At 60.3% G+C, this 15,471-nt stretch carries 14 protein-coding genes; 4 read left to right on the top strand and 10 right to left on the bottom strand.

The features are described 5' to 3' along the window. Positions 1 to 50: 50 nt before the first annotated feature. Positions 51 to 890 carry a 3-mercaptopyruvate sulfurtransferase gene (sseA, locus tag B2J69_RS19710; RefSeq protein ID WP_081141486.1) on the top strand — a complete coding sequence of 280 codons (840 nt, stop codon included), beginning with the start codon at positions 51 to 53 and terminating at the stop codon, positions 888 to 890. 31 nt (positions 891 to 921) lie between these two features. On the opposite strand, the gene sseB is transcribed toward sseA, so the two are convergent. The 5 genes from sseB to trmJ all read right to left on the bottom strand — a co-directional run bounded on the left by sseB (position 922) and on the right by trmJ (position 5,800). Then, entirely contained in the window at positions 922 to 1,686 is a 765-nt protein-coding gene (sseB, locus tag B2J69_RS19705) for an enhanced serine sensitivity protein SseB (RefSeq protein ID WP_081141483.1), read from the bottom strand. A gap of 48 nt (positions 1,687 to 1,734) precedes the next feature. Then, positions 1,735 to 3,021 carry an aminopeptidase PepB gene (gene pepB, locus B2J69_RS19700; protein ID WP_081141480.1) on the bottom strand — a complete coding sequence of 429 codons (1,287 nt, stop codon included), beginning with the start codon at positions 3,019 to 3,021 and terminating at the stop codon, positions 1,735 to 1,737. A gap of 155 nt (positions 3,022 to 3,176) precedes the next feature. Then, on the bottom strand, positions 3,177 to 4,343 hold the full coding sequence (locus B2J69_RS19695; protein WP_081141477.1) for an IscS subfamily cysteine desulfurase: 1,167 nt from the start codon (positions 4,341 to 4,343) through the stop codon (positions 3,177 to 3,179). Between the two features lie 88 nt (positions 4,344 to 4,431). After that, the gene (gene iscR, locus B2J69_RS19690) at positions 4,432 to 4,929 is read right to left on the bottom strand and encodes a Fe-S cluster assembly transcriptional regulator IscR (RefSeq protein WP_081141475.1); all 498 of its coding nucleotides are present in this window, start codon (positions 4,927 to 4,929) and stop codon (positions 4,432 to 4,434) included. A gap of 133 nt (positions 4,930 to 5,062) precedes the next feature. Then, positions 5,063 to 5,800: a tRNA (cytosine(32)/uridine(32)-2'-O)-methyltransferase TrmJ gene (gene trmJ / locus B2J69_RS19685; RefSeq protein WP_081141473.1), complete on the bottom strand. Its 738-nt coding sequence runs from the start codon at positions 5,798 to 5,800 to the stop codon at positions 5,063 to 5,065. Between the two features lie 121 nt (positions 5,801 to 5,921). Here trmJ and suhB point away from each other — a divergent pair, with 121 nt between their 5' ends. After that, positions 5,922 to 6,725 (top strand): inositol-1-monophosphatase, encoded by an 804-nt coding sequence (gene suhB / locus B2J69_RS19680; RefSeq protein ID WP_081141471.1) that lies wholly within the window; start codon positions 5,922 to 5,924, stop codon positions 6,723 to 6,725. A 231-nt stretch (positions 6,726 to 6,956) separates the two neighbouring features. Here the strand turns inward: suhB and B2J69_RS19675 are convergent, their stop codons facing one another. The 3 genes from B2J69_RS19675 to B2J69_RS19665 form a co-directional block, all read right to left on the bottom strand. After that, positions 6,957 to 7,970: an MFS transporter gene (locus tag B2J69_RS19675; RefSeq protein ID WP_081141469.1), complete on the bottom strand. Its 1,014-nt coding sequence runs from the start codon at positions 7,968 to 7,970 to the stop codon at positions 6,957 to 6,959. A gap of 213 nt (positions 7,971 to 8,183) precedes the next feature. Further along, on the bottom strand, positions 8,184 to 9,167 hold the full coding sequence (locus B2J69_RS19670; protein ID WP_081141467.1) for a nickel/cobalt transporter: 984 nt from the start codon (positions 9,165 to 9,167) through the stop codon (positions 8,184 to 8,186). Then, on the bottom strand, positions 9,158 to 9,784 hold the full coding sequence (locus tag B2J69_RS19665; protein WP_081141464.1) for a DUF1007 family protein: 627 nt from the start codon (positions 9,782 to 9,784) through the stop codon (positions 9,158 to 9,160). Before B2J69_RS19665 ends, B2J69_RS19670 begins: the two co-directional genes overlap by 10 nt. A gap of 156 nt (positions 9,785 to 9,940) precedes the next feature. On the opposite strand from B2J69_RS19665, the gene csiE reads away from it, so the two are divergent. Continuing rightward, positions 9,941 to 11,209: a stationary phase inducible protein CsiE gene (csiE, locus tag B2J69_RS19660; protein ID WP_081141462.1), complete on the top strand. Its 1,269-nt coding sequence runs from the start codon at positions 9,941 to 9,943 to the stop codon at positions 11,207 to 11,209. On the opposite strand, the gene B2J69_RS19655 is transcribed toward csiE, so the two are convergent. Continuing rightward, entirely contained in the window at positions 11,206 to 12,345 is a 1,140-nt protein-coding gene (locus tag B2J69_RS19655) for a 3-phenylpropionate MFS transporter (protein ID WP_081141459.1), read from the bottom strand. The genes csiE and B2J69_RS19655 overlap by 4 nt on opposite strands. A 113-nt stretch (positions 12,346 to 12,458) precedes the next feature. Next, positions 12,459 to 13,712 (bottom strand): serine hydroxymethyltransferase, encoded by a 1,254-nt coding sequence (gene glyA, locus B2J69_RS19650; protein WP_081141456.1) that lies wholly within the window; start codon positions 13,710 to 13,712, stop codon positions 12,459 to 12,461. A 332-nt stretch (positions 13,713 to 14,044) separates the two neighbouring features. Here glyA and hmpA point away from each other — a divergent pair, with 332 nt between their 5' ends. Beyond that, entirely contained in the window at positions 14,045 to 15,229 is a 1,185-nt protein-coding gene (gene hmpA, locus B2J69_RS19645) for an NO-inducible flavohemoprotein (protein ID WP_081141453.1), read from the top strand. Positions 15,230 to 15,471: the final 242 nt, after the last annotated feature.

The raw sequence follows: 15,471 nt of genomic DNA, 5'->3' as shown, positions 1-15,471 counted from the left end.
CTTCACATTCCCCGACACTGGGCTTTTCCTGACGATAAGAAGAGGTTGCTATGACAGCCATATTTGTTTCCGCCGACTGGTTACAGGAGCATTACGCCGAGGAGAGCGTGCAGGTGCTGGACGCCCGCATGCTCCCCCCTGGCCAGGAGGCGGTGCGCGATATCACGGCGGAGTATCTGGCGGGTCATCTGCCGAACGCGCCTTTTTTCGATATCGAAGCGCTTTCCGATCACACCAGCCCCTATCCGCATATGATGCCGCGCGCCGAGCGTTTCGCCGTGGCGATGCGCGAGCTGGGCGTTAACAGCGATAAGCATCTGGTGGTCTACGACGAGGGCAACCTGTTTTCCGCGCCGCGCGCCTGGTGGATGCTGCGCGCGTTCGGCGTGGAACAGGTGTCGATTCTGGCGGGCGGCCTGCAGGGCTGGAAAGCGGCCGATCTGCCGCTGGCCACCGGACCGGTCGCGCTGCCGGAAGGGGAATTCGACGCGACCTTCGACGAGACCCAGGTTAAACGCCTGACCGATGTGCTGCTGATCAGCCACGAAGGCGGCGCGCAGATCGTTGACGCGCGCGCGGCGAACCGCTTTAACGCCGAGGTGGATGAGCCGCGTCCGGGTCTGCATCGCGGTCATATTCCCCGCAGCCTTAACCTGCCCTGGAACGAACTGGTGGCGAACGGCGCGCTGAAGCCGGAAGCGGAGCTGCGCGAAATCTTCGCCCGCGCGGGCGTGAAGCTGGATAAGCCGGTGGTGGCGAGCTGCGGTTCAGGCGTGACCGCCGTGGTGGTGATACTGGCGCTGACCGTGCTGGGCGCGCGCAACGTTGCCCTCTATGATGGCTCCTGGGGCGAATGGGGCAGCCGGGACGATTTGCCGATCGAGAAGTAAACAGCAGGTGCGGCAGGACGCCGCACCCGAATCAGATAATGCGCGGGCTGCCTTTGAAATCGCGCAGGAAACTGCCCCAGCGACGCTCGTAAAACGGCGTGATGTGGGCGGTAAAAAAGTGGCTGATGCCCTTCTCGTCCGCTACCACTTCGCAGATGTCGATCGGCGCGTCCTCCGGCAGCGTGTCTGTTGCGACGCGGCCCGCCGCCTGGATAATTGCCTCGATGTCGCTTTCCGCCTCGATGCCGATCAGCAGATTGGGCTGCTCGTCCGCGCGTTCGCGGATGCTGGCGACAAAGGCGCGACGCACCTGTTTGTATTTGCTGAACAGCTGCGTCAGCGAGTCGATCATCTGCGCGGGTGGCGTCGCCACCTCCGACAGCAGCAGCGCGTGGCCGCCTTCCAGCACGGTCTGCTGGCTCAGGGCGTCGCCCTCTTCCCCCAGCAGATGCGCAATCTCCGCCGGAGAAAACTCTTTGCCGTCCGGCAGTTTGGGATTGAGGAACAGCGTTTCGCCGCGCGTCATCTCAAACAGCGTGCGCACCGGCAGGCGCAGATAAGCCTGCTCGCCCGCAATCGCTTCGCTCATCGCCTCCTGCGAGGTAAAGAACGGAATGACGCTGCGGCCATCCTCTTTTTCCCAGTGCTGCAGCTCGACCGGCGTATCCGCCGCGAACTGGGCTTCGGTGCTTTCGCCCGGCACCCAGACGTCGGCGGTCAGCAGCAGCTGAAAAAATTCCGGACGGTGCGCCGGCTCGGTCGCCGCCAGCTTCAGCACTTCTTCAAGACGGTTCATGATTTGCCTTTCTCGCTAAGGCGACGGCGCGCGCCGTCGCCAGATCCTTTACTTGAGCAGCAGGTTCGCCAGGGTGCGCACGCCGATACCGGTTGCGCCCGCCGACCACTGATCCACCGCGCCTTTGCGGTAGGTCGCCGAACAGTCAATGTGCAGCCAGCCCTCCTGATAGCGGCTGACAAAGTGCGACAGGAACGCCGCTGCGCTGCTGGCGCCCGCTGCATGCGCCGCGCTGGCGATATTGTTGAGATCGGCGAAATTAGACGGCAAGTGGCTGCGATGGAACTCCGCCAGCGGCAGACGCCAGAAAGGCTCGTTCTCGCTGGTGGCGCTGCCCATCAGCGACTGCGCCAGCACGTCGTCGAAGGTGAAGAGCGCGTGGTAGTCGTTGCCCAGCGCGGTTTTCGCCGCGCCAGTCAGCGTCGCGGCGTCGATCAGCAGCGTCGGCTGCTGTTCGCTGGCGTCGATCAGGCCGTCGGCCAGCACCAGGCGCCCTTCCGCATCGGTGTTCATCACTTCGACCGATTTGCCGTTGCGGTAGCGGATGATGTCGCCGAGGCGGAAGGCGTTGCCGCTGACCATATTGTCGGCGCAGCAGAGGAACAGCTTCACGCGCTGCTTAAGGCCGCGCGCAATCGCCAGCGCCAGCGCGCCGGTCACGGTGGCCGCGCCGCCCATATCGGACTTCATCGAGTCCATAAAGGCGCTCTGCTTCAGGCTGTAGCCGCCGGTGTCGAAGGTGATGCCTTTACCCACCAGGCAGGCGAAGACCGGCGCGCTCTCGTCGCCGCTCGGGTTGTAGTCCAGCGCCAGCAGCACGGGCGGACGGCTGGAGCCGCGACCCACGGTGTGCAGGCCAAGATAGCCCTGCGCGCGCAGGTCGTCGCCGCGCGTGACGCGATAGCTGACCGCGTCGCCGCCCACTTCCCGGATCAGATCGATCGCGCTGTGCGCCAGATCTTCCGGACCCAGCTCTTCGGCCGGCAGGTTAATGGTGTCGCGCACCCAGTCGATAATGCGCAGACGGCGGGAAAATTCCGCCTGATCCTGCTCGTTGAGCGCAGGCCACACCACGTTGCGCTGCCCTTTCGGCCCGCGATAGCCCTGCCAGAACGCCCAGCACGGCTCGAGATCCCAGCCTTCGCCGCTCAGCGCCACATGGCGAATGCCCTGGCCGTCGATTTTACGCGCCGCGCGCTGAATGGTAGTGAGCTGATCCGCGCCGCTCAGATGAATGGTGAGGCCGCTGTCGTTGCTGGTCAGAATCGCTTTTTCGCCCCAGCGCGCATCAGCGGGCTGGTGGCTCAGCGTAATGTTCATCGGTTGTGTTGTCATCGCGAAACTCCGTATGCGTAATAAGTATCGTCCAGCCAGAAGCGCAGGCTTTAGCGGTTAAACGTCAGACCTGATAACAGATATTGTCGGGTGACGCCAGCGGATCCGGTGGAAGGCGCGCCGTTAGCGGCCTTCACCGGACAGCAGCGCGACTATTATCGTGCGGCGGACACGGGCGCGCGCAGGCGGGTCACCACCTTTTGCACCAGCGCAATCGCGTAGTCGATCTCTTCTTGCGTGGTGAAGCGGCCAAGAGAGAAGCGCAGCGAGCTGTGCGCCAGCGCCTCGTCCAGCCCGATGGCGCGCAGCACGTAAGAGGGCTCCATGCTGGCGGAGGTGCAGGCCGAACCCGATGAGAGCGCCAGGTCTTTTAACGCCATAATCAGCGATTCGCCGTCAACGCCTGCGAAACTGACATTAAGAATAGTGGGCGTGCTCTGCGCCAGATCGCCGTTGAGCTGCACGTTGTCCAGCGCGCTCAGTCCCTGCCACAGGCGCGCACGCAGCGTCGCCAGCCGCGCCATTTCGCTGTCGCGCGCCTCTCGAGCCAGCGCGAAGGCTTCGCCCATGCCGACGATTTGATGCACCGGCAGCGTGCCGGAGCGCATGCCGCGCTCGTGTCCGCCGCCGTGCATCTGCGCGTCGAGAGTAACTTTGGGTTTGCGGCGCACGTAGAGCGCGCCGATGCCTTTCGGCCCGTAGAGTTTGTGGGCGGAGAACGACATCAGATCGACCTTGAGTTCGCTGAGATCGATCGGCAGTTTGCCGACGCTCTGGGTGGCGTCGACGTGGAAGAGGATGTCGCGCGCGCGACAGATTTCGCCGATGGCGGCGATATCCTGGATCACCCCGATCTCATTATTGACGTGCATCAGCGACACCAGCACGGTGTCGTCGCGCAGCGCCGCCTGCACCGCATCCGGCGTAATGATGCCGTTAGCGGGCGGTGCCAGATAGGTGACGCTAAAGCCTTCGCTCTCCAGCTGTTTGCAGCTGTCGAGCACCGCTTTATGTTCAGTCTGACTGGTGATGATGTGGTTGCCGCGCGCGCGCTGGGCATGGGCGGCGCCTTTCAGGGCGAGGTTGTCGGATTCGGTGGCGCCGGAAGTGAAAATGATCTCACGCGGGTCGGCGTTGACCAGTTCCGCGATCTGATTACGCGCAACGTCTACCGCCTCTTCCGCCTGCCAGCCGAAACGGTGCGAGCGTGAAGCCGGATTACCAAAGGTGCCGTCCAGCGTCAGGAACTGCATCATTTTGCTGGCCACACGCGGATCGGCCGGCGTGGTAGCGGCATAATCCAGGTAAATCGGTAATTTCATTGCGCTAAAGCTCCGTATCGAAAATCATACGTCTTTATAGCAGATTCGGCCCTGACCGCGTTAGCAGTAAGGGCCGCAAAGCGGGGGATCAGGAGGCGCGGAGATTGACGTTGATTTCCTGAACGCGATTGTTCTGGAAGCGACGATTGTCCTGGGTATTCTGACGATCGGCCACGTCAAGGATCTCCTGGTTATTCACCAGTTCAGCCAGCGTGATGTTGTTGAGGAACTCGCTGATGCGCACGCTGAGATCGCGCCACAGCACGTGCGTCAGGCAGCGTTCGCCGCCCTGGCAACCCTCTTTGCCCTGACACTTGGTGGCGTCAACCGACTCATCGACGGCGGTGATCACTTCACCCACCGCGATGGCGTTCGACGCTTTGCCCAGCAGGTAGCCGCCGCCTGGGCCGCGCACGCTGGCCACCAGGCCGTGCTTGCGCAGACGCGAGAATAACTGCTCCAGATAGGAGAGCGAAATGCCCTGACGCTCGGAAATATCAGCCAGCGGAACCGGCCCTTCATGGGAATGCAGGGCAACGTCCAGCATGGCGGTAACGGCGTAACGTCCTTTGGATGTCAGTCTCATAGCGTACTACCTCAATAGCGTCCGGTTATCGGAGGATTAGCAAAAGATAGCCGAAGTCTGACATTCCCGAGTGTTTTGGTCAACTATTTAACCTACTATTTTGCTCAACTATTTAACCGAGTAATTTACTCAACTACTCTTTCTCGCCTTTGCGCTTTTCAAACGAGGCGAGCATGCCGCGCAGGATATTCAGCTCGTCGCGCTCGGGACGGGCGCGCGTGTAGAGGCGACGCAGCTTGCTCATCACCTGGCCTGGATTGCCCTCGCGGATAAATCCGCTGTTGAGCATCATCTGCTCCATGTGGTGATAGAAGCGCTCCAGATCGTCCACCAGTGGATAGGGCGATTCAGCATATTCTGGCGCGGGCTGCGCCTTCTCCTGCGCCGTCAGCCACGCCATACGCACTTCATAGGCGATGATCTGCACCGCCATCGCCAGGTTGAGCGAGCTGTATTCCGGGTTGGCCTGAATGGCGACGTGATAGTGGCACTTTTGCAGCTCTTCGTTGGTCAGGCCGACGCGTTCGCGGCCAAACACCAGCGCCACCGGCGCCTGCTGGCCCTCTTCCACGCTTTTTACGCCGCATTCGCGCGCATCGAGCATCGGCCAGGGAAGCGAGCGGGATCGGGCGCTGGTGCCGACCACCAGGCTGCAGCCGGCGATCGCCTCGTCAAGCGTATCGACGATCTGGGCATCGCCGATAACGTCGCTGGCGCCCGCCGCCAGGGAGATCGCCTGCGAGTCAGGCTTGACCAGCGGGTTAACGAGATAGAGATTGCTCAGGCCCATGGTTTTCATGGCGCGGGCCACGGAGCCCATGTTGCCGGTGTGAGAGGTTTCCACCAGTACGATTCGAATGTTATGCAGCATAGATTGGCGTCAGTGAGGAAATGATGGGCAGCATGCTAACATAAGTCGAGACATTTAAAGAACGCGCTGCTATACTCCGCGCCGTTTTTCCTCGTTCTTTAACATCCAGTGAGAGATACCGATGCATCCGATGCTCAACATCGCCGTGCGCGCTGCGCGCAAGGCCGGCAACCTGATTGCCAAGAATTATGAAACCCCGGACGCGGTCGAAGCGAGCCAGAAAGGCAGCAACGACTTTGTTACCAATGTTGACCGTGATGCAGAACGACTGATTATCGAAGTGATTCGCAAATCATACCCGCAGCACTCTATCGTAACGGAAGAGAGTGGCGAACTGCCGGGCGACGATCAGGACATTCAATGGGTTATCGATCCGCTGGATGGCACCACCAATTTTATCAAACGCCTGCCGCATTTCTCTGTTTCTATCGCCGTACGCATCAAAGGCCGCACCGAAGTGGCCGTGGTGTACGATCCGATGCGCAACGAACTTTTTACCGCGGTACGTGGTCAGGGTGCGCAGCTTAACGGCTATCGTCTGCGCGGCAGCACCGCGCGCGACCTCGACGGCACTATTCTCGCTACCGGCTTCCCGTTCAAGACCAAGCAGCACGCGCCTGCCTATATTAACCTGGTGGCGAAGCTGTTTACCCAGTGCGCTGATTTCCGCCGCACCGGCTCCGCCGCGCTGGATCTGGCCTATGTCGCCGCCGGCCGCGTCGACGGTTACTTTGAGATCGGCCTGAAGCCGTGGGATTTCGCCGCAGGCGAACTGCTGGTACGCGAAGCGGGCGGTCTGGTCACGGACTTTACCGGCGGCCACGGTTATATGCACTCGGGCAACATCGTGGCGGGCAATCCGCGCGTGGTGAAATCGCTGCTCTCCAGCATGCGTGACGAGCTGAGCGAAGCGCTGAAGCGCTAAAATGAAAAAGGCGGCTTTTCAGCCGCTGTTTTCAAATAGATTCCGTGCCCACGTGGGCGGCATAAACCGATCGCAAAGTCGCTTGAGTCATCCCTGACCGCTCGGCCCGCGCCATCCATGGCGCGGGACGCTTTGCTCTTCGGTTTATGCCACCCCCGTTTCAGAATCAGTGCGTATTTGCATAAAAAAAGGCGGCTTTTCAGCCGCCTTTTTATTAGCTACATCTCAATCTTAACGACGTTCGTGACTCAGTACCTGACGCGGCTGAGTGCGACGACCTACGCGTCCCATCACCCCTGCCAGCACCGCTTCAATCAGCAGCATAAAGAAGGCGTACCAGCTCGCTTTCGCGGTTGCCGCAGCAGCCTGCTCCGCCGCTTCGCGCGCTTTCTGTTCTGCCTGCTGCTTCAGCTGTTGATACTGCTGCATCGCTTTCTGATAGCTCTGTTCGGTCTGGCTAACGATCTGCTCAACTTCCTGATCGCTTTTGCCGGTGCGCGCCTTGATAATATTTTTCAGCGCGTCGCGGTCAGCCGCCTGCAGCGTATCAGCATGACGATTCATCACGCCGCTAATCCAGTTGGTAATATCGGTATCAGCATTCTGCGGATTTTGCGCGGTGTTTTTCGCCTGGTTCTCCGCATTATTCGCTTCGTTGTTCGCATCCTGCTTTAAATTCTCAGGCTGCAACTCAGGTTTGCCGGTCTGGCGCAGCGTGGTCTGCAATTCATTTTGCAGATCGTCCAGATTGATATTATTTTCCTGCAGCTTCTGTTTGGCATAATCGGTGACCGTTGGCGCCGCGGCGGAAATACCGCTGCCCACCGCCTGGAAACCCGCGCCAATAATATTGAACGCGCCGCCAATCAGGCTGCTGGCTAAAGAGACCGCCAGCCAGATGGTAAATAAGGTGCTCAGACCAAACATCAGCAGACCGTGCAGCGCGCCTTCACGCTGCGCCAGACGGCCCGCGAGGTAGCTACCCACCGCCATCGCGATTAACATGCTGACGCCGGTCCAGATCAGGGCACCGGTGCCAAGATGCTGCAGCGGGTTTTGTTCCTGCTGCGGATCGACCGTAGTAGCGCCGATGGCGGTGCCGAGCAGCGTCAGTAAAATATGGACAATCAGCGCGCCAATTACCCCAGCGAATACTGCGCTCCAGGAAATACGTTTTAACGGTAATCCCGCGTGCGTTTCAGTAATGGTTTCTGTTGTACCATTATTAATCCGGGTTTCATGCATGGTAGTTCTCCTCGCAACAGACAACGTTAAATAATCAATATTATTAAAGGGACATAACATCCGGTTGTGTTATTTAGCGTAGACGAGAAAACTATTTTCACCACCATCCGCAGCAATATAGTGCGATTAGCGCAGCGCAAAGCATGCGATAAGCAAAGCGCGATAAAGCAAAGGCAAAAAATAATACTTTATCTGCTTCGCTTGCTATATCGTTCAGGCGAAAGCGCGCAGGCCGCCGCCGATGCCGGGCGCGGCGCTCTGCCATAACGCCAGGCCTGCCGCGATCAGCAGCGCGCTGCCGACCAGCGCCAGCAGAGGTATTGCCAGCGCCGCCGTGGAAGCCGCGCCGCTGTTTGCGCCCAGCCGCTGCGCCAGCGCCCGCGAACGCTGCACCAGCAGGCCGATAGCCGAAATGGTCAGCGCCGTGCCCAGCGCCATCGCCACAGCCGACAACACGCCCCACAGGTAGACGCCGATAACGCGCGAAAAGAGCAGCATCATGATGGCGCCCGAACAGGGACGCAGCCCCATCGATGCCACCAGCAGCAGCTGGGTTTTGACGCTGACCGCGCCGGCAACCTGCTGCGCGCTCGGCACATGGGCATGCCCGCAGCCGCAGTACGCGTCGTGCTGATGCGCGGCGCGCAGACGATGGATTGTCACCGGCGCGCGCGGCTGCCGCTGGCGCCACAGGCTATTTATTGCCCGCGCGCCGATCCACAGACCCAGCCCGATCACCAGCAGATAACTGCTCTTCTCCAGCCAGTAGCTGCTCAGATGCAGCTGGCGCGAGGAGGTTTGTAATATCACCAGCATAAGCGTCACCAGCCCAATCGCCACGGCGCCCTGCAGCAGCGACGCCAGCAACGTCAGCCTTAGCGTCGTCGTCAGACGCGCCGGATGCGTCGCGAGAAAGGTGGTGATGACCACTTTGCCGTGGCCCGGCCCCAGCGCATGCAGCACGCCGTAGGCCAGGCTGAACAGCATCAGCATCGCGCCTGCCTGACGGGGATCGGTTTTGACCTGTTGCAGCAGCTGAGTCATCTGCTGATGCAGCCCTTTCTGCCAGATAACGCTTTGCAGCAGGATCTGCGGCCAGTGCTGCCACAGCGCGAAGGCGGCTCCCGCCAGCGCCACGGCCAGCAGCGCTAGCGGCCAGACGCGCCGCGCACGGGAAGCGGAAAGCGTTAGCGACATGTCAGCGTCACCTTTTGCGCGAACTGTCGCCCCAGGTCCATCTGCTCGGGCGGCGCGTCGGCTTTGTCCAGCGACAGCGCGTACTGCTTCAGGTTATCGTCCGGCTTCGGCGTTTGCAGGGCAAGCTGACAGCGCGCCTGGAGTTCCTTCGACAGGCTAAGCGCACGGGCGTTCTCATAGGTCATATCGACGAAATAGGTGGGATCGAAGGTCAGGATCTCGAAGTGCTGGTCCGCTAACAAGGGTGGCTCCGCCAGCGGCAAGGTAAAGTCCAGCACCGCTTTGTTGCCGCTGCGCGACAGGCCGTAGCTGGTCGGCAAATTAAGGAATTTGACGCGCTGGCCGTTGTGCCACACCTCGGAAAAGTAGTGCTGTCCTAGCACGTTCGCCATGACCTCTGCCGCCAGCTTTTTCCACGCCTCGCTGCCCGGCTTCGCGTTGCCCGCGTCATAAAGCAGGTCGGCTGAGGTAATTTCGTCCATCGTCCAGCTCATTTTCAGTCCGGTAAATCTCTCGCCGTCGGCAAGCAGTTCGGTTTTCATGTCGATAAAGCTGTGCGGATGGGCGGAGCTGGCCGCGCTCATCAGCAGCAGTAGCGTTAAAAGAAGGCCTCTCATAATGTTATAAAGTTACATTCCTCGTTGAAAGCGCATATAAGTAACAAAAAATTGTGACCCGTGCTGAAGCATTGCAGAAAAAACCAGACCAGAGCCGCAGGCTTTTTCGCCATTGGCTATTCTTAGCGCAATACCGGACCGCTGGAATCTAGACTGATGAGTTCTGCTCCCTCTTCGGCACCACTCTTCACCCGATCACAGCGCCGTTGCCATTTGCTGCTGCTGTTATATCTTCCCACGCCCGCGCTCACGCTTGAAAAACTCTGTCAGTTGAATGGGGTTGACGCTGCCGTCGCCCGACAGGATATCGAAGATGTCGGGGAGGAGATACAGCGCTATCACCAGCTGGAACTGCACCAGATGGTGGACGGCAGCTTTCGTATTCACGGCACCGAGCTGGATCGGCGACTCTGCCTGCTGCACTGGCTGCGGCGCGGGCTACGCTTGTCTGAAGCTTTCGTACGCGACCATTTTGCCGCGCCGCTGCGGCAGCGGCTCAAGGTGATGAAAATTGAGAAGGCGCTCTACGACGAGATCAACCTCCAGGCGCTGATCCAGCACTGCAGCCTGAAGCTGTCGCGCGACTTTAGCGCGCGCGATCGCCTGTTTCTGCAAATCTTTATGAAGTACGGCCTGATGCAGCGCCAGCCCGCTCTGTTCAACGCGCGCCAGCTCGCCTGGCTACAGGAAAAATATGAGCGCGAGGCGGCGATGGATGTCATTCTTCACTGGCAAAAGCGCTGCCATCTGGCGCCGCATATCAGCGAGGCGGACTTCTGGACGCTGCTGTTCAGCCTGATCCACGCGCCGGGTCCCGATACGCTGCATCATCCTGCCAGCCAGCGTCTGATGCAGGCAACGCAGCGGCTTATTGCCGCGTTCGAACAGCTTGCGGCGCTGCGCTTCGCCGAACCTCAGGAACTGACAGAGCAGCTCTATACTCATCTGGCGCAGGCACTCGACCGCTCTCATTTCGGTATCGGCATTGATAACAGCGTGGCGCTGGAGGTGACGAAGCTTTATCCGCGCCTGCTGCGCACCACGCAGCAGGCGCTGACTGATTTTGAGGCCCATTACAATCTGCGCTTCAGTCAGGAAGAGGTGAGCCTGATTGCGGTGATCTTCGGCGCCTGGCTGATGCAGGAGAGCGCGCTGCAGGAGAAGCAGGTGCTGCTGCTGACCGGCGACGATCCCTGCCTTGAACAGCAGCTAGAGCAGCAGATCCGCGAAATCTCCCTGCTGCCGATTAATATCAAGTATCAGGATATGGCGGACTTCCAGCGCGACGGCGCGCCGCGCGAGATTGCGCTGGTGATCTCCCCTTACGCAACCTCGCTGCCGCTCTATTCACCGCCGCTGATCCACGCCGAGCTGCCGCTGAGCGAACATCAGCAGCAGCGTATTCGGGCGCTGCTGGAAGCTTAAGCCGCGCGCGGACGCAAAAAGAGCGCCGGCAGCGCTACCAGCGCCATCAGCCAGAAAAGGTGGCCCTGCAGCGGAGTAAACAGCACGCCGCAGATCATGGTCATCACCGCGATGCCGCCGCCCATCGCCAGCGCCGAGTAGATCGACTGCAGACGAATCACGTCTGGTCCGCTGCGCGCGGCGATAAAGCGCATCGCCGCCAGATGGCAGACGGTAAAGCTGCCGCAGTGCAGGATCTGTCCCACAATCAGCCAGGGCAGCGCCGTTGTTGCCCCCAGCAGCGACCAGCGCACCAGGGCGCAGAGGCCAGAGAGCAGCAGCAGGTCGCGCGCGCGCCAGCGACGGAACAAGCGATTGCTCAGCGCGAACACCACAATCTCCGCCACTACGCCAAGCGACCAGAGATAGCCCACCACCGAAGAGGAGTAGCCGCTCTGCTGCCACCAGATGGCGCTGAAGCCGTAATAGGCGGCGTGTGCCCCCTGCAGCAGCGTGACGCACAGCATAAAGCGCCATACGCTGTTTTCACGCAGCAGATCGCGCCACGCCCGCCAGCCGCCGCCGGCCGCGCCGTGGCGCTCTTCCCCCTGCGGTTGGGTAAGCGGCGGCAACAGCATGCCGCCCAGCATCGCCAGCACGCCGACGGAGAGCAGCGCCAGAATCGCCTGCGACGACCAGTGATTCACCAGCAGCCCGGTCAGCGCCGAGCTGATGACGAACGCCAGCGAGCCCCACAGCCGCACTGGGCCGTACTTCAGTCCAATCTGCTGCGTCCAGGTGGCGGCCAGCGCATCGCTGAGCGGCACCAGCGGCGAGAAGAAGAGATTAAAGCCCACCATCACCAGCAGCAGCCACAGCCACTGCTGCCCGACCCAGTAGCCGGCGGCGAACAGGCAGGTCATCAGCGCCAGCAGCCGCAGCGCGGTAATTAGCTGCGCCGGATGCTTGACCTGCGATGCGATCAGCAGGCTGCCCATAAAGCGTGCCACCATGCCGCAACCGAGCAGCAGACCGATTTTTTCCGCGTCGAGTCCAATGCCCTTTAGCCAGACGCCCCAAAAAGGCAAATAGATGCCGTAGCAAAAAAAGTAAGTGAAATAGCCGAGACCGAGCCATTTTGCCGAGCCGATCGCCATTCTGCCTCCCGCAGTAAACGTCCATAATGAGAATTGCGCGCTACTTTAGCCTAAAAACGGCAATAAAAAAGGATGGCCGAGGCCATCCTTTATCGCGGTCACACGCTAAATGCTCAGGCGTAAACCGGCAGACGTGCGCAGACGTCCAGCACTTTCTGCTTGATGCGTTCGATGGTCGCTTCGTTGTTAACGTTGTCCAGCACGTCAGCGATCCAGCCAGCCAGCTCGCGCACCTCCGCCTCTTTAAAGCCGCGACGGGTTACGGCAGGGGTCCCGATACGCACGCCAGAGGTGACGAACGGACTTTTCGGGTCGTTCGGCACGCTGTTTTTATTGACGGTGATATTGGCGCGGCCCAGCGCGGCATCCGCTTCTTTACCGGTCAGGTTTTTGCTTACCAGATCGATCAGGAACAGGTGGTTATGGGTACCGCCTGAGACGATGTCGTAGCCGCGCTCGATCAGCACTTCCACCATCGCTTTGGCGTTCTTCGCCACCTGCTGCTGGTAGGTTTTGAACTCCGGCTCCATCGCCTCTTTGAACGCCACCGCTTTACCGGCGATAACGTGCATCAGCGGACCGCCCTGCCCGCCCGGGAAGACGGCAGAGTTGAGTTTCTTATAGAGGTCTTCGTCGCCGCCTTTCGCCAGGATCAGGCCGCCGCGCGGACCCGCCAGGGTTTTATGGGTGGTCGAGGTGACGATGTGCGCGTGCGGCACGGGCGTCGGATAGACGTCAGCGGCGACCAGGCCCGCTACGTGCGCCATATCGACGAACAGGTAAGCGCCGACGCTGTCAGCGATTTCACGCATTTTCGCCCAGTCGCAGACGCCGGAATAGGCTGAGAAGCCGCCGACGATCATTTTCGGCTGATGGGTTTTCGCCAGTTCGGCCAGTTCGTTGTAGTCGATTTTACCGCTCTCATCGATGCCGTAAGGCACAACGTTGTAAAGCTTGCCGGAGAGGTTGACCGGCGAACCGTGAGTCAGGTGACCGCCGTGCGCCAGGTTCATGCCGAGAATGGTGTCGCCCGGCTGAAGCAGCGCGGTGTAGACGGCGAAGTTAGCCTGTGAGCCGGAGTGCGGCTGCACGTTGGCGAAATCGGCGCCGAACAGCGCTTTAGCGCGATCGATAGCCAGCTGCTCAACGATGTCGACATATTCACAACCGCCGTAGTAGCGTTTCCCCGGATACCCTTCCGCGTATTTGTTGGTGAGCTGCGAACCTTGCGCCTGCATTACACGTGGGCTGGTGTAGTTTTCAGAAGCAATCAGTTCAATGTGCTCTTCCTGACGCACTTTCTCTTGCTCCATCGCCTGCCACAACTCGGCATCATAATCGGCAATGTTCATTTCACGCTTTAACATCCGCATCTCCTGACTCAGCTAACTTTTTAACGGCGGTTTAGGCTCCCTTAAGGAGCAAAGGCCAACAGTGTAAACCGTTTTGCCAGGGGACGGTAGCGCCAATTCGCCCTGGCACGCAAACGATTGGCTCGCCGCTGGCAAAGGTTTTTTACGCTTTTCCGCCTGCTGGCATTACCACGATTTTTCCTCAGGTTGTGACGCAGATTTTTTCAATTTGTACCTAAAGCTTGCCACCGGCAACCCCTGATTTCCCTGTGGGTTATTTACAAGCTTTGATGCGCGATTATAACATGCATTTAAAATACAACTTTAAGTAACCCGAGGATCTTCCCATGCTTGACGCCCAAACCATCGCTACCGTGAAATCGACCCTTCCCGCCGTTGCAGCCGTCGGGCCAAAACTGACCGCGCACTTCTATGACCGCATGCTCTCTCAGCATCCCGAACTGAAAAACGTGTTCAATATGAACAACCAGCGCAACGGCGATCAGCGCGAAGCGCTGTTCAACGCCATCTGCGCCTACGGGGCGAATCTCGATAATCTGGCGGCGCTGCTGCCGGCGGTAGAAAAAATCGCGCAGAAACATACCAGTCTGCTAATTAAGCCAGAGCAGTACGCCATCGTTGGCGAAAACCTGCTGGCGACGATTAAAGAGCTGCTGAATCCGGGCGAGGAAGTGCTGGCGGCATGGGGACGCGCCTATGGCGTGCTGGCGGATGTGTTTATCCAGCGCGAAGAGGCGATTTATCAGGAAACCGAACAACTGCAGGGCGGCTGGCGCGGCACGCGCGCCTTCCGCATTAGCGCCATCGAGGCGCAGAGCGCGGTGATTAAGAGCTTTACCCTGACGCCGGTGGATGGCGGCCCTGTCGCTCCGTTTAAGCCAGGCCAGTATCTCACCGTGCAGCTGCATCCTGTGGAATTCGCCTTTCAGCAGAACCGCCAGTACTCTCTGACCCACACCAGCAACGGCAAAACCTACCGTATCGCGGTGAAGCGCGACGCGCAGGGCAGCGTTTCCGGCTGGCTGCATGAGAAGGCGCAGGTGGGCGATGTGCTGGAGCTGACCGCGCCGCACGGCGACGTCTTTATGGATGTCGCAACCGATACGCCAGTGGCGCTGATTTCGGCGGGCGTCGGCGTCACGCCGACGCTGGCGATGCTGCACGCGCTTGCCGAGCAGCAGCACGCCGCGCCGGTAACCTGGCTGCACGCCACGGAAAACGGCGCGCAGCACGCCTTTGCCGATGAAGTGGCGCAAACCGGCGCTCGCCTGCGCGATTTCACTAAGCGCGTCTGGTATCGCGTGCCGGAAGCCGCTGACGCAGGCCGTTTCGATGCCGAAGGCACCATGGATCTGGCCAGCGAATCCGCGCGGTTACAGGATGCGCGCACGCAGTTCTGGCTGTGCGGACCGGTGGGCTTTATGCAGTTTGTCGCCGGTCAGCTGCGCGACGCGGGCGTAGAGGCGTCACGCATTCACTATGAAGTGTTTGGGCCGCATAAAGGGCTGTAACCCTGAGTGTGAAAAAGGCCGCCTTATCAGGCGTAATACTTACCCGTTAAGCATGGGGGGATAACGCAGTCTGGGGCCGCTCAGAGGCGGGCGGTCCTCGCGCCGCTGACGCGGTACCTTCACGCCATTCGCCTGCCTGACGGACCGGCGGGGATGGAACATCCCTGTTCCAGCCCCACCTTTCGCCCGCATCCCTGCGGGCTCTCCTGGCAGACTCACTCTGTTCAGCGCTGCGAAATGCC

This window comes from Pantoea latae (assembly GCF_002077695.1).
In the GTDB taxonomy this organism is placed as follows: domain Bacteria; phylum Pseudomonadota; class Gammaproteobacteria; order Enterobacterales; family Enterobacteriaceae; genus Pantoea; species Pantoea latae.
The sequence above is the reverse complement of the archived record's forward strand: the minus strand, read 5'-3'. Positions and strand labels throughout refer to the sequence as shown.